This window comes from Microcoleus harperi Pol14_C6, from assembly GCF_036701295.1.
Lineage (GTDB): Bacteria > Cyanobacteriota > Cyanobacteriia > Cyanobacteriales > Microcoleaceae > Microcoleus.
In genome coordinates this window covers 1-20296 of sequence record NZ_JAUBQN010000015.1, presented here as the reverse complement: position 1 = coordinate 20296, position 20296 = coordinate 1, and the positions used below count along the sequence as shown (strand labels likewise).

Annotated in this window: 21 protein-coding genes and 1 pseudogene; 9 read left to right on the top strand and 13 right to left on the bottom strand. The window is 44.9% G+C overall.

Features of this window, described 5'->3' with window-relative positions:
* Nucleotides 1-41: 41 nt before the first annotated feature.
* Both QUA27_RS12660 and QUA27_RS12655 read right to left on the bottom strand, forming a co-directional pair.
* The gene (locus QUA27_RS12660; protein ID WP_106149950.1) at nt 42-341 is read right to left on the bottom strand and encodes a ferredoxin; all 300 of its coding nucleotides are present in this window, start codon (nt 339-341) and stop codon (nt 42-44) included.
* Nucleotides 342-553: 212 nt separating this feature from the next.
* Complete coding sequence (locus QUA27_RS12655; protein WP_333068346.1) at nt 554-736, bottom strand: hypothetical protein; 183 nt, start codon at nt 734-736, stop codon at nt 554-556.
* A gap of 129 nt (nt 737-865) precedes the next feature.
* On the opposite strand from QUA27_RS12655, the gene QUA27_RS12650 reads away from it, so the two are divergent.
* The gene (locus tag QUA27_RS12650) at nt 866-1903 is read left to right on the top strand and encodes a Gfo/Idh/MocA family protein (RefSeq protein ID WP_333068345.1); all 1038 of its coding nucleotides are present in this window, start codon (nt 866-868) and stop codon (nt 1901-1903) included.
* 64 nt (nt 1904-1967) lie between these two features.
* Here the strand turns inward: QUA27_RS12650 and QUA27_RS12645 are convergent, their stop codons facing one another.
* The 5 genes and pseudogenes from QUA27_RS12645 to QUA27_RS12625 form a co-directional block, all read right to left on the bottom strand.
* Nucleotides 1968-2570, bottom strand: coding sequence for a glutathione S-transferase family protein (locus tag QUA27_RS12645; RefSeq protein ID WP_333068344.1), 603 nt, complete (start codon nt 2568-2570; stop codon nt 1968-1970).
* A gap of 431 nt (nt 2571-3001) precedes the next feature.
* Nucleotides 3002-3274, bottom strand: a complete 273-nt coding sequence (locus tag QUA27_RS12640; RefSeq protein ID WP_333068343.1) for a hypothetical protein — start codon at nt 3272-3274, stop codon at nt 3002-3004.
* Nucleotides 3275-3756: 482 nt separating this feature from the next.
* Complete coding sequence (locus tag QUA27_RS12635) at nt 3757-4164, bottom strand: ion channel (RefSeq protein ID WP_333068441.1); 408 nt, start codon at nt 4162-4164, stop codon at nt 3757-3759.
* Nucleotides 4159-4407 (bottom strand): annotated as a pseudogene (locus QUA27_RS12630) (cation transporting ATPase C-terminal domain-containing protein); the annotation flags it as partial. The pseudogene QUA27_RS12630 and the gene QUA27_RS12635, both read right to left, overlap by 6 nt.
* A 5-nt stretch (nt 4408-4412) precedes the next feature.
* A complete protein-coding gene (locus tag QUA27_RS12625) occupies nt 4413-4541 on the bottom strand; it encodes a DUF3122 domain-containing protein (RefSeq protein ID WP_333068342.1) in 129 nt (42 codons plus the stop codon).
* A 188-nt stretch (nt 4542-4729) separates the two neighbouring features.
* Here QUA27_RS12625 and QUA27_RS27390 point away from each other — a divergent pair, with 188 nt between their 5' ends.
* The 3 genes from QUA27_RS27390 to QUA27_RS12615 all read left to right on the top strand — a co-directional run bounded on the left by QUA27_RS27390 (nt 4730) and on the right by QUA27_RS12615 (nt 9837).
* Nucleotides 4730-4798 (top strand): cation-transporting P-type ATPase, encoded by a 69-nt coding sequence (locus QUA27_RS27390; RefSeq protein WP_445251500.1) that lies wholly within the window; start codon nt 4730-4732, stop codon nt 4796-4798.
* Between the two features lie 553 nt (nt 4799-5351).
* A complete protein-coding gene (locus QUA27_RS12620) occupies nt 5352-6383 on the top strand; it encodes a caspase family protein (RefSeq protein ID WP_333068341.1) in 1032 nt (343 codons plus the stop codon).
* On the top strand, nt 6364-9837 hold the full coding sequence (locus QUA27_RS12615; protein WP_333068340.1) for a tetratricopeptide repeat protein: 3474 nt from the start codon (nt 6364-6366) through the stop codon (nt 9835-9837). Before QUA27_RS12620 ends, QUA27_RS12615 begins: the two co-directional genes overlap by 20 nt.
* Nucleotides 9838-9854: 17 nt before the next feature.
* Here the strand turns inward: QUA27_RS12615 and QUA27_RS12610 are convergent, their stop codons facing one another.
* Entirely contained in the window at nt 9855-10454 is a 600-nt protein-coding gene (locus QUA27_RS12610) for a glutathione S-transferase family protein (RefSeq protein WP_333068339.1), read from the bottom strand.
* 84 nt (nt 10455-10538) lie between these two features.
* Nucleotides 10539-11501, bottom strand: a complete 963-nt coding sequence (locus tag QUA27_RS12605) for a glycosyltransferase family 2 protein (RefSeq protein WP_333068338.1) — start codon at nt 11499-11501, stop codon at nt 10539-10541.
* Between the two features lie 285 nt (nt 11502-11786).
* Here QUA27_RS12605 and QUA27_RS12600 point away from each other — a divergent pair, with 285 nt between their 5' ends.
* Nucleotides 11787-12410, top strand: a complete 624-nt coding sequence (locus QUA27_RS12600) for a TenA family protein (RefSeq protein WP_333068337.1) — start codon at nt 11787-11789, stop codon at nt 12408-12410.
* A gap of 711 nt (nt 12411-13121) precedes the next feature.
* Here the strand turns inward: QUA27_RS12600 and QUA27_RS12595 are convergent.
* Nucleotides 13122-14414: a pentapeptide repeat-containing protein gene (locus tag QUA27_RS12595; RefSeq protein WP_333068335.1), complete on the bottom strand. Its 1293-nt coding sequence runs from the start codon at nt 14412-14414 to the stop codon at nt 13122-13124.
* 120 nt (nt 14415-14534) lie between these two features.
* Here QUA27_RS12595 and QUA27_RS12590 point away from each other — a divergent pair, with 120 nt between their 5' ends.
* A complete protein-coding gene (locus tag QUA27_RS12590) occupies nt 14535-14990 on the top strand; it encodes an aspartyl protease (RefSeq protein ID WP_333068334.1) in 456 nt (151 codons plus the stop codon).
* 235 nt (nt 14991-15225) lie between these two features.
* Here QUA27_RS12590 and QUA27_RS12585 read toward each other — a convergent pair whose 3' ends face one another.
* Together QUA27_RS12585 and QUA27_RS12580 are read right to left on the bottom strand one after the other, a co-directional pair.
* Complete coding sequence (locus QUA27_RS12585) at nt 15226-15738, bottom strand: DUF1648 domain-containing protein (protein WP_333068333.1); 513 nt, start codon at nt 15736-15738, stop codon at nt 15226-15228.
* Nucleotides 15739-15758: 20 nt separating this feature from the next.
* Entirely contained in the window at nt 15759-16982 is a 1224-nt protein-coding gene (locus QUA27_RS12580; RefSeq protein ID WP_333068331.1) for an RNA-guided endonuclease InsQ/TnpB family protein, read from the bottom strand.
* A 242-nt stretch (nt 16983-17224) separates the two neighbouring features.
* On the opposite strand from QUA27_RS12580, the gene def reads away from it, so the two are divergent.
* From def to QUA27_RS12565, 3 genes are all read left to right on the top strand, one after another.
* Nucleotides 17225-17785 carry a peptide deformylase gene (gene def / locus QUA27_RS12575; RefSeq protein ID WP_190659061.1) on the top strand — a complete coding sequence of 187 codons (561 nt, stop codon included), beginning with the start codon at nt 17225-17227 and terminating at the stop codon, nt 17783-17785.
* Nucleotides 17785-17985 (top strand): hypothetical protein, encoded by a 201-nt coding sequence (locus tag QUA27_RS12570; RefSeq protein ID WP_199292547.1) that lies wholly within the window; start codon nt 17785-17787, stop codon nt 17983-17985. Before def ends, QUA27_RS12570 begins: the two co-directional genes overlap by 1 nt.
* A 170-nt stretch (nt 17986-18155) precedes the next feature.
* Entirely contained in the window at nt 18156-19493 is a 1338-nt protein-coding gene (locus QUA27_RS12565) for a PrsW family glutamic-type intramembrane protease (protein WP_333068330.1), read from the top strand.
* Nucleotides 19494-19529: 36 nt separating this feature from the next.
* Here QUA27_RS12565 and QUA27_RS12560 read toward each other — a convergent pair whose 3' ends face one another.
* The gene (locus QUA27_RS12560) at nt 19530-20207 is read right to left on the bottom strand and encodes a PEP-CTERM sorting domain-containing protein (RefSeq protein WP_333068328.1); all 678 of its coding nucleotides are present in this window, start codon (nt 20205-20207) and stop codon (nt 19530-19532) included.
* Between the last annotated feature and the right edge of the window lie 89 nt (nt 20208-20296).

Genomic DNA, 20296 nt, shown 5'->3' with positions numbered 1-20296 from the left:
AGAAACCGGGTTTCTTAGGGTATCACGCAGAGCGTCCTTTCTTAGTAGAGCGATTCTTCTTGGTGAGTTTCGATCGTACAGTCAGACTTGGGATAGGCGACGCAGGTGAGGACAAATCCGGCCTCGATTTGGTCGTCGTCTAAGAAAGATTGGTCGGATTGGTCAATTTCGCCTTTCGTGATTTTGCCGGCGCAGGTGGAGCAAGCACCAGCGCGACAAGAGTAGGGGAGGTCGAGTCCTGCTTCTTCCGCAGCATCGAGAATGTAAGTATCGTCATCAACGTCAATGGTCTGGTTAATTCCTTCGGCTTCGCTGATGAGGGTAACTTTGTAAGTTGCCATGCACTAATCCTCTCAAAAATTCAACAAGATTTATAATTTTTCCTAATGCAACCTTCAAGGCTCTATTAGCTTTGAGGTTAGCTCTTAGGTTTGTTCCCTCTATGATAGTAGGGGATAGAAGGGAGGTTGACACACTTAGTTACAAAACATTTGAATGGGATTAGTTATAACTTTTTCTAATTTCATCTTGATTACTTATACCTATGTTGGGTTCAGCCTTGTGATACTGTTGCCGCAAGACTTGTGCTAAACCACCGGGTTTCTAGGAAAAATCCTATTTTGATCCCTACCGCACAAAAACCGGCTTGTTGGTATGCGGTGTATCGATCGAGTTTCAGCAAAACTTGCTGCAAGGCAAGTCCCTGCAGGCGGTGAAATGTATAGTGAGATCGCATCAAGACTTGGGGGTTGAAGGCTCGATCGAATAAATCGCAGCACAACCACGGCTTAAAATCGGGGCGATAGAACCCTAAAGCCCTGCACCGCAAGTCTGTAACTATCTAAAATCTTAAATCTCAAATCCCATGACTAATATTGATACTCGCTTTGATTTTTCGGTTAATTCTCCAATTCGCGTGGGGATTGTGGGTACTGGTTTTGCGGCTAAGTTGAGGGCGGAGACAATTCAAGCTGATGGGGGATCGCACTTGGTAGCGGTTGCTGGCCACAGCCCAGAGAAAACCGCAGCATTTTGTCAAGGGTTCGGCGCAGAAGCTGCGGTTTCTTGGCGCAAGCTGGTAGAAAGAGACGATTTAGATTTGGTGATTGTCTGTACGGTGAATCGGGATCACGGGGCGATCGTCCTGGCGGCGCTAGAAAATGACAAGCACGTTGTGGTGGAATATCCTCTATCTTTAGACGTATCTGAAGGAGAAAGGGCGATCGAACTTGCCGCCCAAAAGCAAAAACTCCTTCACATCGAACACATCGAACTGTTAGGCGGTTTGCACCAAGCAATCAAAGAATCTTTGCCATTAGTCGGTAAAGTTTTTTACGCCCGCTACCTTACTATGACTCCTCAACATCCAGCGCCACAGCGGTGGACTTATCAACATTCCCTCTTTGGGTTTCCGTTAGTTGGTGCAATTTCGCGACTGCACCGATTTACCGATTTGTTCGGGGAAGTGACAAGTGTTAACTGTCAAGCTCAATTTTGGGACACTCAGCCGGATTTCTACAAAGCTTGTTTGTGCAACGCACAGTTGCGCTTTGCCAATGGAGTTGTCGCTGAAGCTGTTTATGGAAAGGGAGAGACTTTTTGGCAGTCGGAAAACATTTTCACTATCTACGGAGAAGCAGGAACGCTGGTTGTTACTCCTGAATCAGGTCAATTAATTCAGGGAGAAGATCGGCACAACATCAAAGTAGGAACGCGGCGCGGTTTGTTTGCCAAAGACACCGATATGGTGTTGGAATATTTGTCACAGGGTACGCCTTTGTACGTGGATAAGGCTAGTAGCTTGTACGCTTTGAAGGTAGCAGATGCTGCGAGGCGCTCTAGTGAGACTGGGCAAAATATAGGTGTTGGTAATTTATCATCGGACATGAGAATTTTGCAGTAAGGAATTCAGTCTCCGTTGATGCTTTTAGTCAATTAGGATTCTTCGTGCTTACTACGAACAACTTTTATTTATGTGCGATGCTAATATATCGAGGTTGATTTTTTACTCGCTCGATCCAACTTTGAATTGCTGGAAATCTCGTTAAATCAAATCCGCCCTCGCCCGCAACGTGAGTGTAAGCAAATAAACCGATGTCAGCAATAGTATAGCGATCGCCAACAAAAAAAGCATGGTTTTCTAAGTGCTGTTCCATCACCCCCAAAGCAGTATAACCCGGTGCTTGTTTTTGTTGGAGTGCTTCTCGATATTCCTCAGCTTTTCCTGTCATATACCAAAAACGAGAAGTAGCAATAAAAGGTTCGTGGCTGTACTGTTCAAAAAATAACCACTGCATGACTTGAGCGCGTTCAAATTTATCAGTGGGGAAAAACTCAGTTGTTTCGCTCAAGTAAAACATAATCGCATTCGATTCAAACAGAAAATTATCCGGTTCTATTTCTAAAACAGGAATACGTCCGTTAGGATTTTTAATCAAAAATTCAGGAGTTCGACTTTCTCGTTTTAGAATATCAATTTCCACCCGCTCGAATGGAATATTAAGGTGAGTTAAAAGCAAGCGAATTTTGTAGCAATTGCCAAAGGGAGAATATTCGTAAAGTTTGAACATGAGTGTTTTTTATATACCGCAAAGAACACTGAACACGCAGAGTTAAGAAATAATAAAAAAAGAAAGAGAAGTTCACAACTGATTATTGTAGCCATTTGGGGGTAAGAGCAGCATTGCTACGTTCAGAAGTAATATGGGTTAGGTGCAACCCAGAGCACCCTAAATTTATCAATATTGGAGAATCAATAAAATTATACAGGAAAAACCCTCCCTTCAATAGCGTTAGGGAAGCGGCACGGAAATGGAAGATGAGCTTCAATAGTGGTATAAAAGTAATGATGGCGATGGATCTCCCGAAACCGCCCTGCGTTATTAATAATCTTCATAACGTTTAACAGGCTGATGGCTCCTACTGTTCCGACTTGTGGCGGAACAGTAGGCTTGATTAAAGGTTTTGCTATACCTTATGGATTGGATGTATGCTTACCTAACTATTGAAGTTTCCACGCAATTAGACTAACAAGCACAATCAGACCTAATGCTCTACGAAAGTAATTAACCCCTTGAAATAATTCTTCCCAAGCCCAAGTAAACAAAGATCCAAAGGCGACTAGCTCCAACCCTAAATTAATTTTACCTGTTGTAACAATGAGCGTTAATAAAGTAGTTACAATGCCGACACTCAGTGGTAGATTGGGCCTCTGAGCTATAACTATTTTGCCTTCGCTGTCCCGGAATGTGCGATCGAACAATGTGTTTTCCATGAGTTTATCGTGTCAATGCAATAAATAGAACCAGGTTAACATTCAATACTGCGGGCTTTTTTGGGAACGATACTACAAGCGTTAGATGGCAAGGATCGTAAAAAAGTCAAATTAAATGCAAGTCAGGAGTGGAGATGACATTGATTTAATTATCTGCTGGGCTTCAAAGTATTTAGAAAATCCGCCATCGTGCCTAGAAAAACTGTCCGCACTATTGAACATTTAAACATTTGACTTAGGCTTGATAAGGTGGGGATTTTTGATTTCCAATCATAAATTGATTCGGTTGATTTTTTCCAGCGTTCTCAATATTTTTGCGTTTAGTGGTTAGTTAGACGGTAATTTTATAGTAAAATTAAAGAATTTAAATATCCTCTGTCGCTTGGCAGAGTTGAGATTAGAATATTATCTATAATTGGACAGACATAATCGTTTGTCTACTATCGCATCGAGAACGATCGACCTCATGCTCAACTCTAAGGTTAGCAATTCACAGGTCTAAACCTTTTCGTGAAGCAGGCTTGAACCTCTGTTGGCAGTGCAGTAATTTCTGTTTCCAAAGCTTGAATAGATTGTGTAGCGGCTATTTCTGCTCGATCGCTATCGGCCTCCTGGCTCACAAAAAATGTAGCCAGGGTTGCTGTAAAATAACCGCCTAGCGCGATCGCACACAACGCCAGCAAAAAACAAAGCACCCGCCCTTGGGCTGTTTTCGGAAAGTAATCAGAGCCGATCGTGCTCATCAACATTCCCGTCAACCACAGCGCAGTGCCATAGTCATTAATGCCAGCACTACCATTAGGAAATTTGCACTCAAACGCATTAATGCCAGCCGCGCCAATTAGAGTGACGATCGCTATCACATTATGCAAGAGGAGCAAACCGCGCATAGTGTCAGCCGATAAGGGCTCAAAAGCTAGAGTGGCACTAAGGGCGACGGAACTCACCATATTCACCCAGAGAATCTGCACGGGCAAAATTGGCAAGGTGATACCAGCCAAGATTCCCACCACTATGGTCATCGCCTCTCCACCGTTGACGGGTAGGATAAACCCAATGGTTTTCAACAGGTTGCCATAAACGGTGCGTCCTTCTTCTACGGCGGCTTCAATGGAGGCAAAGTTATCATCTGAAGCACTCAATCGCTCGGTAAACTCCCAAAAGTCGAGACAACCGCACTACCATTGGGATGAATACGCTTAAAGGCGATCGCCTGCCAGGAATTTCCGTTGTGATCTCGCAGGTTTTGCCGGGATGGGTAGAGCATTTGCGCTGGATATTCTTCGATTTACGTCTCAGTAACAAACTCCGCGTCCTAAACCTACAAAAACCCGGTCTAAATCGATCGCAGTCGCTCTGGTTGCCGGTAGTGTCAAGCTAAATCCAACTACGCCCATAAAGCCGTAATTCTTAATTGTACCTCATACCATCGGAAAGTGCTGTAAATCGAGCGCATTGATACTGTTGCTTAATCAGTTCAATAGTCCGATTATCTTGATTCTGATTTTTGCTGCGGTGCTATAGATTTTCCTTCAAGAGGCGGCAGATGCCCCATATTTTGGGACACTCAGCCGGATTTCTACAAAGCTTGTTTGTGCAACGCAAAGTTGCGCTTTGCCAATGGCTTTATCGCTGAACCTGTTTATGGGAAGGGAGAGATTTTTTGGCAGTCGGAAAACATTTTTACCATCTACGGAGCAGAAGAAACGCTGGTTTTTACTCCTGAATCATGTCAATTAATGCAGGGATAAAAACGGCGCAGTATCAAAGTAGGAACGCGGCGCGGCTTGTTTGCTGAAGACACGGATATGGTGTTGAAATATTTGTCAAACTGTACGCCTCTATACGTGAATAATGCACGTAGCTTGTAGGATTTGAAAGTAGCAGATGCTGCGAGGCGATCGAGCGAAACTCGGAGAAAGGTAGCGATAACGAGTAAGCCCTGAAAGTAATAGCTTAGTCTAGAATTTATTTTTGAGGTAGCTTGATTGTGTTTTTTAGTTTATTCTGGGTTTAGTAACTATATATTATTAACTCGGGTTGAGGGATTGTTGTTTTGTGCTGGAGTTTTTTTTAGATGTCCGAGCGATTTACCCACGGTTACGCGCTGTTGATTGGTATTGGTAATACTGCTGACCCAGGCTATTCGCTTCCTGTAACAGTCAAGGATGCTCAAGCGCTCAAAGATGTGCTGACTGACGCAAATTTTTGTGCATATCCCAATAGCCCCGATTGTGTCCGGTTGTTACAGAACCAGGGTGCGACTCGCAGTGCCATTTTGGATGGTCTGGACTGGTTAAAAGGATGTGCAGAGGCAGACCCAGATGCCACGATCGTCATTTACTATTCTGGGCATGGTACGTTTGACCTCGCCAGTAATGCTTACTACTTACTCCAACATGATTTTGATCGGCAAGCCATTCCAGAAACAGCCCTTTCAGCCGAAACATTGAGTGAGAAGTTACGCAAGATCGAGGCTAAACGTCTCTGGGTAATCATTGATAGTTGCCATGCGGAGGGGATGGCTACCGCTAAGAACGATCTGCCAGCAGACTTTTTGCCTACAGCGTTGCCGAAAGGGGTGATTGATGCCCTCAAGCAGGGGGAAGGCCGGGCGGTGTTCACCTCATCACGAGGAAATCAAAGTTCTTGGGTGCGTCCAGATGGCATCCTCAGTCTCTATACGTATCATCTGATTGAGGCGCTGAAGGGAGCGGCAAATCAACCGGGCGATCGCCACGTCACAATTTTCAACGTCATGACTCACTTGGGAAAAACGGTTTCAGAGAGTGCCCGTAACCTCTGTCAGGCAGAACAAACCCCGTTTTGTGATGCAGCGACGGAGGATTTCCCAGTGGCAATGTTGCGCGGTGGCAAGGGACTGCCCAGCCAAACCCAGAGTCCAGAGTTGCCTAGGGTGATGACACATCAAGAGGTGATGACCCCTGCCTTGGCGATGGCGAAGCGATCGCTGGCTATTCTAGAAAAACAGGCTGCTGGCTATGGGATGCTGCAAAGGCCTGGTCATCTGGAGATTGAACTAGAGGAAAAACGGCGAGAGGTGGCAGAATTGGAAGCAAGATTGAGGGATGGGAAATCGAATGGATGATTGTGCTCATGTCGAGACACTATTGGCTAGAGCCAAAAATGTGCTTGAAAAATTAGAGATAAAAAAAGCAGGTTACACCGTCCTCAATATACCCTCAGACTTAGAGATCGAATTGGAGGCCAAACACAAGGAGGTCGCTGATCTAGAGGATCGTTTAGCGAAGGCACAATTAGCAAAGAAAGAGACTCAGCAGTCAGCTCAGTCCGAGATGAATCGTCAATCTCCGATGCGATCGCGAGTGCCAGATAGCCATTACATTGAACGAGAAGAGGCGAAAAGGCTGTTAGAACGCTTTGCCTTAGCACTCAAGGAATCTGAGGGACAACCCTTGCTATTCAATATTTGGGGAACAGGCGGAGTTGGTAAAACAACGTTACTGGGGCGGTTAAAGGATGCCCATGCAGGCAAAGTTGATTTTCTGGAGATTTGTTTTGCGAAAACGCCTGATATCGAAACTCCCCTAAAATTGATGCGAAAGGTACATGAGCAGGCTGTTGAGCGTTTTGGAGGTGAAACGATCGCTGATTCATTCAAACAAAAGGAGCAGCAGTTTGAGTCAACTCTATACAAGTTGAGTCATCAGTCAATTGAGGGTGAAACAATTAGCAGCGAAGAAGCAAAGAAGATTACAAGCTGGTTTCAACGCTTCATCTGGCTACGGCCAAAAGGTTTGACCTCCACCTCAAGTAAGCCGACATCTTTTAATGTTCCAGGGGTAGGTTTTTCTGCATTAGCGGCGATTGGAGAGGATGCAGACAGCTTGCAAGAATCGATCGAGCAGCGAGTGCGGATTCACCCTGCGACCAAAGACCAGCCTGAGCTACAGGCTCTTATGTTACAGCCTGTTTCCAAACTGACGCAGGCATTTGCTGAAAGTCTGATGCAAATTGCCCAAAGCAGAGGACGATCGCTGGTGCTGATTTTGGATACCTATGAAAAAGCACAGTCTTACCTGAATCAATGGCTGTGGCAGTATTTGGTCGAAGATACTGCGTTGTCTTCTGCACCAGTAAGGCTCGTAGTTGTAGGGCGGCGATCGCTGCAAGCAGATGAGGGTTGGCGCAAGCTCAACCAGGATCGGAAGTTGCTCCTTGAGGTGCCACTTAAGAATTTTAGCAGGAAGGATACTGAGGAATATCTCAAGCAAATTGGCATTGAAAAGGGCGGTATACACGCCAAAATTTACAAGGCAACACAGGGATTACCCTATTATCTAGATTGGGTACGGAAGCAACGGGAGCAAGGTGAAGAACCTGATTTTTCCAAAGGAAACCAAGCGATCGCTGAATTACTTTTGCAGGGGATAGAGTCCCGGCGGAAAGTTTTGTATGTGGTAGCTTGTTGTCGATGGTTCGATCGGGCGATGATTCAATATTTGCTTGGAAGCGTTGAATTAGGCTTACAACAAGATGCCGAGAATGTAGAGGGTTACTTTGAATGGCTGAAACGCTCAGATTTTGTTGAGTTTACCGAAGGGCACTACCGCTTAGATGATGTGGTGCGGGATGTATTTCGGCAGTCCTATTTTCAGGACGATCAAAAGCTGTTTCGCAAAACTCATGCTTTACTAGCCAATTACTTCCAGCAACAAGCGGATGAACTTGTTACTTCTGAAATGTTTTTAGCCGAGCAGTATGAGGAGGAGGAGTGGCGAGAACTGATGGCAGAGTTTCTCTATTACAATCTTTTTGGCAATGGAAAGGAAGGACTCCAAAAATATATTGAACAGGTCTTTACCGCAGTTTATCTGCAAGTACCAGATGTATTTATGGCTCCCTTTGCTTTCATTTGTTCAGAGATAACTGAAGAGAACCAGAATTTGCTTTCCAAAGCGACAGGCAAATTTTTTAAAGATTCGGGAATAGCTCTCAGCTTTGGCTGGAATTTTATATATACACCCCCAACACACTACAAGATTAAATTTGAAGGTGAGAATCCTCCTTCAGAACAAGCAATTGAGGAATTTGCCAAACAAATTAAGGTATCTATTCAATCCCTGTTGGGATATGTTGGCGATCTCAAGGATAGTCTAGGTAAGTGTGCAGGACTGATCTATAAGTCTTTACGTTGCAATACATTGAGTGAAAGAACTGATTCACTGTTGCAAGCGAAAATCCAGTGTGAAAAATTAACTCACTGCCATCCGAAACTGAAGCATACTCTTTTTTCAAGTCTCGGTGACTTACTCGGAAGTGTAGAACGTTATAAGGATTCACTGGATAGCTATCAGAAAGCACTAGAGTTAGATCAAAGTAATGCATCCACTTTGGTTGGGCAGGGTGTTGCTCTAGGCAATCTAAAGCGGCCCGAGGAAGCGCTGGAAAGTTTTGAAAAAGCGATTGACCTCGATTCTGAATCTGTTGATGCTTGGGTAAATCGAGGGAAGGCTCTCCTTCATCTAAAGCGATATGAGGAAGCGCTGGAAAGTTTGCTAAAAGCGCTAGACCTCGCTCCTAAATCTGTTGATGCTTGGGTAAATCGAGGGGCTGCACTACGCACTCTAGAGAGATATGAGGAAGCGCTCGAAAGCTTCCAAAAAGCGCTAGACCTCGATACTGCATCTGTTGATGCTTGGGTAAATCGAGGGAATACACTCTATAATCTAGAGAGATATGAGGAAGCGCTCGAAAGTTATCAAAAAGCGCTAGACCTCGATACTGAATCTGTTGATGCTTGGGTAAATCGAGGGGCTATTCTCCTTGATCTAGAGAGATATGAAAAAGCGCTCGAAAGTTGTCAAAAAGCGCTAGACCTCGCTCCTAAATCTGTTGATGCTTTGCTAAATCGAGGAAAGACACTCAATAATCTAGAGAGATATGAGGAAGCGCTGAAAAGTTTCCAAACAGCCCTAGACCTCGCTCCTGAATCTGTTGATGCTTGGGTAAATCAAGGGGTCTCACTCTATAATCTAGAGCGATATGAGGAAGCGCTCGAAAGTTGTGAAAAAGCGCTAGACCTTGATCCTAAATATGTTGATGCTTGGGCAAATCAAGGGAGTGTTCTCCTTCATCTAGAGCGATATGAGGAAGTCCTTACTTCTTGCGAGCGAGCTTTTAAGATTGATTCTGAGAATGATCAAGCAATGAACAATCAAGCACTAGCATTAAGTCTTCTCAATAATTTTGAGAAAGCTATTACAGCCATTAATGAAGCAATTAACTTAAAGCCTCAAGAAGTATTATACAGGGCTAATCGTGGCATTATTTTGGCTAGGGCTGGTCGATACACCGAAGCCCTTGCTGATTGTGAACAAGCGATTAAGCAAAATCCTAAGCATGAGAGTGGCTATTACGGTAAAGCCTGCTGCTACGCACTACAAGGTGACATTGGAAAGGCTCTCGATAATCTACAGAAAGCGATTGATATTGCACCTCGTCGAAGCCGAAACGAAGCAAAAGACAACCCAGATTTTGACAGTATCCGAGATGATGAAAGATTTCGAGCTTTGATGTAATTAGCCTCATTTCAATTTCATTGTGTAATTTTTATATATCGAGGTTGACTTTTTACGCGATCGATCCAAGTTTGAATTGCCGGAAATCTGGTTAAGTCAAATCCACCTTCGTCAGCAACGTGAGTGTAAGCAAATAAACCGATGTCAGCAATTGTATAGCGATCGCCCGCAAAAAACTCATTTGCTGCTAAATGCTGTTCCATCACCCCCAAAGCAGCATAACCCGGTGCTTGTTTTTGTTGGAGTGCTTCCTGATACTCTTGTGCTTTCCCCGTCAAATACCAAAAGCGAGAAGTAGCAATAAAAGGTTCGTGGCTGTACTGTTCAAAAAACAACCACTGCATAACTTGAGCGCGTTCAAATTTATCCGTGGGCAAAAACTCAGTTTCTTCGCTCAAGTAAAACATAATCGCATTCGATTCAAACAGAAATTTACCCGGTGCGATTTCTAACACCGGAATGCGGCCATTGGGATTTTTGACCAAAAATTCAGGTGTGCGGCTTTTTCCTTGGAGAATATCAATTTCTGTGCGATCGAAGGGAATATTGAGATGAGTTAAGAGCAAGCGAACTTTATAGCAATTACCCGAGGGGGAATACTCGTAAAGTTTAAACATGAGTCTTGAGAAGATTTTAAGAGCTTAAATTATCTCATAAATTAGATGATTTAGGCACGATGAGTTAACAGTTGTTTGCTAAAGTTATTTTGGCGATCGGTGTCGATCACTAAAACCAGCCACTTCTGCCAAAGTATAAAGCGGCCGGCCCTTCACCTCCTCGTAAATACGCCCTATATACTGGCCCAAAATCCCAATACTAACCAACTGCACCGCACCCAAAAAGAAAACCGCCATCATCACAATTGTCAAACCCGTTAAGGCAGAACTTGGATAAAAAATCCGCCAATACAAAATCAAAAAAGCCATTAACACAGATACAAATGCCGCAAATAACCCCATATAAATCGAAAGTCGGAGGGGAACTTTTGAAAAAGATACTAAACCATTCATCGCCAAACTCAAAGATTTTCTGAATGTATACTTGACCTCTCCAGCAAAACGCGGATCGCGTTCAAACTTAACCGCCGTTTGTTTAAAACCAATCCAAGCGCGCAGTCCCCGAATGTACCGGTTGCGTTCAGGCATCGCATTTAGCACGTCCACCACGCACCTATCCATCAAACAAAAATCTCCCGTATCTATAGGAATATCAACATCCGCAAGATGCCGCAAAATGCGATAATACATATAAGCTGGCAACCGCTTAAACCAACCTTCTTGACGGCGTTGAGTGCGCTGAGCGTAAACAACTTGATAGCCCTGCCGCCACTGTTGTACCATATCTATAATTAGCTCTGGCGGGTCTTGCAAATCGCCGTCCATGATGACTACAACTTGACCTCTAGAAAAGTTTAAACCAGCAGTTACAGCTATTTGATGACCGAAATTGCGGGCAAAACTGAGGTAACAAATTCGCGAGTCTTTTTCGTGCAATTCTCGCAAAAGTTCGAGAGAGCGATCGCGACTGCCATCATTGATTAAAATTAATTCTACTGGGCCGTCCATTCGATCCATCACGGCACTAATTCGCCGATACAATTCAGCGAGATTTTCTTCTTCGTTATAGATAGGAATTACCAAGGAATACTTAGGTGTATCTTTCATTGCAGTTTCTGTTTAAAAATTGGCTTTTCAACCGTTAAATCAAAAGTTTCTTTTTCCCCAAACCCCCTAGCTGCTTCACGAGAGAGGTTAGGCACGTAATTTCGCTCTTTTAGCCAGACAAGAGCCACCCACAACATAGCCGCGTACCAAAAATTATCTATTTTCTTAAATACGAAAAATAAAAGATACCATAAGACTGACACACGCCAAGCAAAAACATCTGTTATTATAGATGTTTAGTCAGACTATAAAAATTACAATCATAACCCCTCGATTCAAAATGGCATGACAAATTCCAATTATCTTTGGCAAGCAAATCAAGATTTAAGCGAAGCTTGTCTGCAACATCTCTTTGTCAGAGGCATTGCTGACGGCAGCCTCCCCCAAAATAGTTTTGCATATTACGTTGCACAAGACGCATTTTTTCTGGGAGCCTTCGCTCGCGCTTACAGTATCGCTGCGGCAAAAGCACCCGACTGGGAGGGGTTTGAAATCCTCCACAATCTCGGTAGCGGCGTTTTAGAAGAACTTCGTTTGCATCAAGGATATGCAGCCAAATGGGGTGTAAACTTGCAAGAGGCAAAACCGGAAATTGCTACCCGTCGCTATACAGATTTTTTATTAGCGACAGCCTGGGGAAGTGGTGTAGGTTTGACAGCAGCCGCGATGACTCCTTGCTTGCGGTTGTATGCTTTTTTGGGACAGCAGCTAGCTAAACCTAATATACCGGAACACGCTTTTAGCGACTGGATTTCCACCTATAGCAGCCCGGATTTTGAGATTTTAGCAAAACGGCTGGAAAGTTTGGTCGATCGCTACGCAGAAGCTGGGCCGGAGGTAGAAGCAACCTATCGCTACGCTATGCTGTGTGAAAGAGACTTTTTTCAGGCAGCTTGGGAAATAGAGTAAATTAAGTTTATGCAAAAGATATGGAGAAGTATCTTAAGCTATTTACACCCACGCAGCAAATCTAACAGCCCTGTACAGCAGGAATGTAGCAAATAATGTCATAACAGTATATCTCCAACAAGGCGGATTAATCAACACTAAACCGAGTGCCATTGAAACCTCCATAATGCCGTAAGCTTAGGGGCTCAACGATTGTATATCAACGGAATTTATGAGTAGCGTTAAAGATCCAAAACCGAAATACCCGACTTTAATGCTCAGCCTCTTTCACAAATACAACAAATAGCAACTCCCCTAAATTACGGCATTTTTACTAATAGCTTGAATCGGCCAATAATACACTAAGAAAATCTCAAATATTAATTAGTAGCCCTGCTACTTCCACTTGTATTCAAAAAGTTGTGAAGCCGCGCATTAGCAAAAGTGACAGAGGCTAAAAAGCCATAGAACGCTGCTGCCCATCATCTGCATAGCTGTTACCTAAATTAGCGATTTCTAGGTGCCATTTATCGTCCCATCAGAAAGCATTTAGCAGCGACAAAAATTACCTCGGCCCGGCTTTTGGAGCGATCCAGGCGCGGAATTACTTCTAGCCTTAAATCCGTATTTGTCAGGGCTAAAACAGCGCAAGACTGTAGATTTAAAATTAAAGTATAGTCCGCTGCCGAGCGATCGCCAAATATATACCTAAGTACAGCGGTACTGATAATTTTAACGTCCGAGTTTATTGGGAATCCCTTCGCAGCCACCGGGAATAGTCTCTCTCGACTTCGAGCCGCACCAAGCGCAGCAGTAATAGCGCTGTTCCTCCGACAGCCGCTTGACACCGGTGAAATCAGCACGTTCAACCACAGCGCCGGTATGTTCACCCGTTTGATAGTTAGGAAATTCGGTACGGCTGCGGGGGGATGCAGTTTGTGCCGAGCCGTAGAATAATGCGGCGGCTCTCATGTCGGCGCGAGCGAGATTGGCGTCGTACAAGACAGCGCGCGAGAGGTTGGCTTTCACTAAATCGCACTTGCTGAGATTGGCGCGGACGAGGTTGGCTTCGCTCAAATCCGTCCACCGCAAATCGGTGCCAGCGAGGTTCGCACCCGCTAACATGACATTGAGATCGATAACGCGGATACCGTGATCTCTATCTTCCGCGTAGCCGCCGTCGCCGTCAAGGATGGGGCGGCCTAAAAGCCGATCGCGCTTCAGAGGAGTAACCAATCTAGACTGCGACAAAAACCGCAGAATTTTAGCTTTACCTTCAGCATCTACACTGCTCATAATCGCAGCGGTGCGGCCTTCTGCGATCGCCCTTTCCTGTGGCCAGTCTTCCAAAAACCCTTGTTCGTCAAGGGCTAAGTCGGAAACCCCTTGAAAATAAGCATCGATCGTTTGCTGCTGCGTAATTCGATTTTGCTGAATCGTCAAATCTTTCGAGATCACGTACTGCCGCCAAGCCACGTAAACGCCCAAAATTGCGATCAAAATTTGGCCCAAAGCGCCGATCAATTCGCCCAAAGCGCCGATGGCGTCCCAGTTGATTTGGATGTTGCGGCTTCCCGGTTCAGTATTAGTACCGCTGAGCATCAGCAAGCCAACAATCCCAGCTAAAAGCCCGAAGCAGGCGACGATCAGCGTGCGCCAAGTCGGCGGAATTACCTGCGCCCAGATTTTGCCCCAACTCGGCCACATCAGCCGCAGCGATATGCCGATCGCACCTACGGCGCCAATTAAGCCCAGCCAAATGTTGTCATTTGCCAGCCCAAAAATCATCGCTGCGATCAACCCTAGCGTCAGCACGGACCCCGACTTCTCAGCAGTCGTTTGTTCCGGCTGCGGCGGCAAAAAAACCTTGCGAGTTGGAGGCGGCGACACCGATTTTTCCGGTTCAGCAGTAACGACGATTGTCCCTGATTCTGGTGGCACAGTAGGGCTCGCACCGTTCTGACTTTCTACAGTCACGTTAGACTCAGGGCGATTGGGTTGAGAAGAGTTGTTTTCTGGTGTCATGCGTTGAGGCAAATTCTAATTTTAGCCGGTCATTAAAACGATTTTAACTAACTTTCGCAGCATTCTAGATAGCATTACAATAGAAATCTCCACTAATTACACTCAAAGAGGTAACCTATTATGACCCTGGTACTCCCCAATCTGCCAGAAAAACAAATGGGTCAAGTAATCACTACAATCACCGTCACGAATCGCATCGATCTAGTTATGACTGAACGGGGATTCATTGGTGCTGAGGAAGTTCGCTCTGTTACCCTCGATAACGTTGTTGTCGATACCGGAGCGACACTACTTTCCTTGCCAGCTTCTATTATTAGCCAACTAGGTTTAAAACAAGTAGGAGAAAGAGATGTAGAAACATCGGCTGGCATCAAAAAAGGTAGAATTTTTGCCGACGCTCAAATTATTGTAGAGGGGAGAGAAGGCAGATTTGATTGTTTAGAATTAGCCGAAGGCGTTTCGGCTGTTTTGTTGGGCGTGATTCCCATGGAGGAATTAGGCTTAGAACCAGATTTGAAAAATCGACGGTTGCGAGTATTGCCGATGAACAATCAGCAAACATATCTGATGGGTTAGTCGATGGCATTTACCGTAGCACTAACCTCTGGCGTATGATTACTATCATGTCTCCTCAATTACCTGACATCAAAAATGTTTGTAGTGAGGACTAAACTCTTCATAAAACTTAGATGACTTGAGTCCTCAATACCAACAAATTTTATTTATTTATGCAGGATAATATTACCTGGGGTTAAAAACATCATACCAAAAAACTTTATTTTTGGGTATATGTAAGTTTTTTGCCCTAGATCTAGCGAGCAGAATAAGCCTTGAGCAAATACACGCCAACTGTCCCAAATATCAAAAAAACTAACCCTAAAAGTAACTCAATACTCAACCTTTGAGCATTGCCCAAAGCGACAAGAATTTGCTGTCGCACCACAAACGCTAACAGCCAGCAAATCTCCGCCTTCAGCCAAGCCAAAAGGCCTCTGCCCAACAGATATTGCCGATGAGCGTTCTCAGAATTAATCGGTACCGGATAATTAAAAGTATGGGGATAGCGCGATACCGCAGTTAAAACCGCAAAAATAATGGCAGCAACCGCCGGCACGATCCAAATCGTCACCTTGTCGCCCCAAGCATCAGCCAGCCCCCCCAAGCCGAAATGAATCGGAATTCGATCGGGCAAAACCGCCCAAAACTTGACGATGAGCAAAATCGCCAGCAAAATCGCGATCGCACCCAAAAGCTCTACCGCGACTATAACAGGCGAAAGCCCCAGAGAAATAATCGGCCGTTGGTTTGGTTTGTTTCCAGTCATGGCTACGTGAACTACCCACACTACATCGAAACGATTATAGTGTGGGCTTCTAACATCACAGAGGAATGCCTCAGAACAGACTTGCGTCCAATCTTTGGTCTTACTTCCCCTCCGTTAGCAAAAACGGCTGCTCCATCCGTCTGTAATATCCTGATGCCTTCCGCTCTAATGTTTGTTGCGGCGTTACCATCACGGTCATGACGAGTACCGCAATTAGGACAAGTCCACTCCCTAACATCAAGCGGTAACTTATCAATCTGGTAATAGCAATTAGAGCAGAGCTTGGAGCTGGGGAACCAGCGGTCAGTCTCAACCAACTTGCCACCTTTTTTCTCTAGCTTGTAAGCTAGGAAATTGATAAAGATTCCCCATCCCACATCAGATATGACTTTAGCTAAATTGTGATTGCGTACCATGCATTTGACATTAAGATTCTCTACTACGACAACTTGGTTTTCATTGACGAGCTTTCGGGAAAGCTTATGTAGAAAATCCTGACGGGATTTAGTTACCCGTTCGTACACTTTAGCTACCGTCTTTTTAGCTTGGTTCCTTGAATTACTTCCTTTCTGTTTTTTAGCTAGCTTTTGTTGCTTGCGTTTGAGGTTTTTCTCGTGTTTGGCTAGATGCTTAGGGCGATCGTACTTAGAGACTTTGCAGCCATTGCTCGTAATAGCAAAATGAGTCAATCCCAAGTCAATTCCAATTACTTTACCGACCGTTGAAACAGTCGGATTGTCGCCTTCACTCTCCGTCAATATTGAGGCAAAGTATTTCCCAGAAGGATTTAAACTAACCGTTACGGTTTTGATTGTTCCTTCTATGTTCCTGTGCAACTTGGCTTTAACTTTGCCGACCTTGCCAGGAAACTGAACAAACCCATCAAGTACCTTGACATTTTGAGGATACTGAATCGATTGTTTACCATGCTTTGACTTGTAGCGCGGGAACCTACCACGACCTGCAAAAAAGTTTTTATAGGCGGTTGTGAGGTTGAGCGTTGTTGATTGCAAAACTTGGCTGTAACATTCAGACAACCAAAGTGTTTCTTCGGCTTTCTTGAGTTTTGGTAAAAAGGCATTGAGTGCTGACTGACCAAGGCTTTTACCCGTTTCTTTATAAGTCTCAATTGACTTATTTAGAGCATAGTTCCACCACCATCTGGCACAGCCAAAGTGCTGAGACAGTAGGGCTTGTTGCTCAAATGTTGGATAAAGTCGAACCTTAATGGCAGTATGCAGCATCTCATGACCTCCTTACTGTATTATACACATTCCAGTAAAAAATCTACAAAAATAAAGATTTGGAGATTTCCGTACCTACAATCTCCCTGCCTTTCATCCCGCCGCTAAACTGGGTACAGTTATAGCGGGGGACTTCCCAGCGAGGAGTTAAAATTAGATTAATATTGAAAACAATAGTATTGGTTCCAATTTCATTCCCCAACAGCTTTCGTTGGGGGTTTCCAAATATCCCGCGAGGTTTTATGACGGCTCAGGTCTTGATTGAAAAGAAAAAGTTAGAAAAACCGCCCCTAACAATACACACATTAGGCGATCGCGTCCTGCGGCAGCCAGCCAAGCGCGTCAAAAGCGTCGATGCAGAAATTCGGCAGCTAGTCCGAGAAATGCTGCAAACCATGTACAGTGCCGACGGTATCGGTTTGGCTGCACCCCAAGTCGGAGTCCACAAACAAGTAATCGTCCTCGACTGCGACCCGGAAAACCCCGCCACACCGCCAATTGTTTTGATCAACCCCACCATCAAAAGTAGCAGCGGCGATATCTGCATCTTGCAAGAAGGGTGTTTGAGTATTCCGGGAGTTTATTTAGAAGTCAAACGCCCAGAAGTCATTGAAGTCTCCTACCGCGACGAATACGGCCGCCCACAAACCCTGATAGCAACAGAGTTACTGTCGAGGGCAATTCAGCACGAAATGGATCACCTCAACGGAGTGCTGTTTGTAGACAGAGTAGAAAACAAGCTTGCACTAAATGAAGCATTAGTCAAGCATAAATTTTCCCCAAAGGCAGTAAAATCAGTATGATGGCAGGAACTCCGAAAAGTGGTTTACTCTTAGCTCTTTCGTGCATCACTGCGATCGCGGCAGTCGGCTCCATCTTTGAGCTGTCATCGGGAGAAGCTCAACTTGGCAATTTAGTCACGGGCATCATCCTCGCCCTGAGCGTACCGCTAACTGGCATATTTTTCTATGCAGCCGTTCAGGATGCCAGGGCAAATCTATAAGCAGAGTGATTAGTCATTAGTCATTAGTCAGCAGTAATTAGTAATTAGTAATTAGTCAGCAGCTAACAACTAATAACTGTGGAATAAAGACTGCTCAAAAATAACATCAGCTAACAGCTTGCGAGCTCATGACCAATGACTAATGACTAATGACTAATGACTCATAACTCATGACTAATGAAATCGGATTTCTGCGACAAGTGCCAGCCAAAGATGCTGCGGGAACGCCAGCATCCAAGTACCAACTTTCTGAAGATGGGGAATTGGTCATCGGACGCGATCGCAATTGTCAAATAGCTTTAGAGTCGCTCGGTCACGGCATGGTTTCCCGTCGCCACGCCACGATCCGTCCCCTCACTCAGGGTAGTTTGACCAGATGGGAAATTTGCGACCTCAACAGCGCTAACGGAACTTATATCAACGGAAAAAAGCTCTCTGGCTGCCAAACTTTAGAAACAGGCGATCGCATCAGTCTCGGCCTTGACGGCCCTGAATACATATTTGAATCTTCCGTAACCCCTTACCAAAATCAACCCGGATTAAGAGCACCACAAACTGGCAATTTGGCGGGTAGCGAAAAAGACGCTCTCACTTTAACTCAATTATTCCCGATCGCCTCCACTGGCAAACAATTAAGCCAAAAAGCTTACTTATATCCAGGTATTGCCACAGTTATTTTTGTCGTGTCGATGTTTGTCGCAGTTGGCAATTCCGCAGCATTCAATTTGCTGCTGTCAGCTTACCTAGCCGGTGCGGCTTACTACTTTATCTATCAACTGTGCGGCAAACACAAGCCATGGTGGGTATTGCTTGGTTCGGCCTTAGCTACAGTCCTAATTGTCATCAGCCCCTTATTAATTGGATTTATATTCGTATTTAGAGAAATTTTGCCCGGCCGCCTGCCAACCGAAGGTGAAACAATCAGTTTTTTGCCTTTTTTGAACAGAATGTTTTTCGGGGCGGGTCTAATGGAAGAATTACTGAAAGCCCTGCCCGTTTTGGGAGCGATGCTGCTGGGAAATTGGCTGCGAAATCCGTGGCGCGATCGAATCGGCGTTTGGGAACCTTTAGATGGAATTCTGTTAGGAAGTGCCTCGGCCGTCGGCTTTACACTGTTAGAAACTCTGGGACAGTACGTTCCCAATGTCATCCAAAATGTCACCCTGCAAGCAGGGGCGGAGGCGGGACAATTAGTAGGATTGCAGTTGCTAATTCCCCGCATTTTGGGTTCCGCCGCCGGACACATGGCTTACAGCGGCTATTTGGGATATTTTATCGGTTTGAGCGCGCTCAAACCTAGGAAGCGCTGGCAAATTTTGGGCGTCGGCTATTTCAGCGCTTCGGCACTTCACGCTTTGTGGAATGCGTCGGGAGCCGTCAGCGTACTTTTGCTGGCCTTGGTGGGAGTTTTGTCCTATGCGTTTTTGGTAGCTGCGATTTTGAAAGCCAGAGCTCTGTCTCCCAATCGAGAGCAAAATTTTGCAACTCGAATATTCTTGGAAAAGTGACTTCTGAGTGCTTAATTGTTGAGATACCAGGACACCTCAAGCTGCCATTTTTTTCTTGTGTTTTAACCAGGTTAAACCTGCCAATGCTAAAGCTGTGCCCCCAACGGTGAGAGGTTCGGGAACTGGTTCGGCTGCCGTATCAACTATGGTGTAAAAAACAGGGGTATCACGGACAATCGATCTGGCAACTAGATCTACACTATCGTCTGGGCGTATAATATATACGTCCTTATACCCCCAGAAAAAAGATGTCCACATCTCAGAGGACAGCCCGTTCGTAGCCATAGACCAAGATGCGCCGCCACTATACGTGAAGGAAAAAGGTGCTCCTGGTTCGTCTGGAGGACTGATATATTCTCTCATCACTTCGTCGCTGCCACCTGCTTGCAGTCCGCGAAAAGCCCCTTGATAAAATAAAACTGTAAACCCTGCCAAATCGTAGTATTCTTTGGCTTCTCCACCTCCATAATAAGTAAGATTGAGAAAAGTGTTTAATCTTCCCTCAGATACTGCAATTTCTTCAATTCCTATTCCTGTAAGCGAGGAGTTATTCAACTTGAAAAAGCCGCTAGCTTCACCATTTTCCACTTGGAAATTGTAGGTGAGTACGGCGGCTTGTGCTTTGTCTACTCCTACCAATGACACGGCTGAAAACAAACTTAAAATTGTGCTAGCGATCGCACTTCCTAATCTGGGCATTTGTTTTTGAATCATTGTTTTTTATCTGGGGGGGTGACAAACAGGCTCAAACCCAGAGTTGGTAAGGATTGAGCCAATGTGTGCTCAAAAAAGATAGGCAGCAT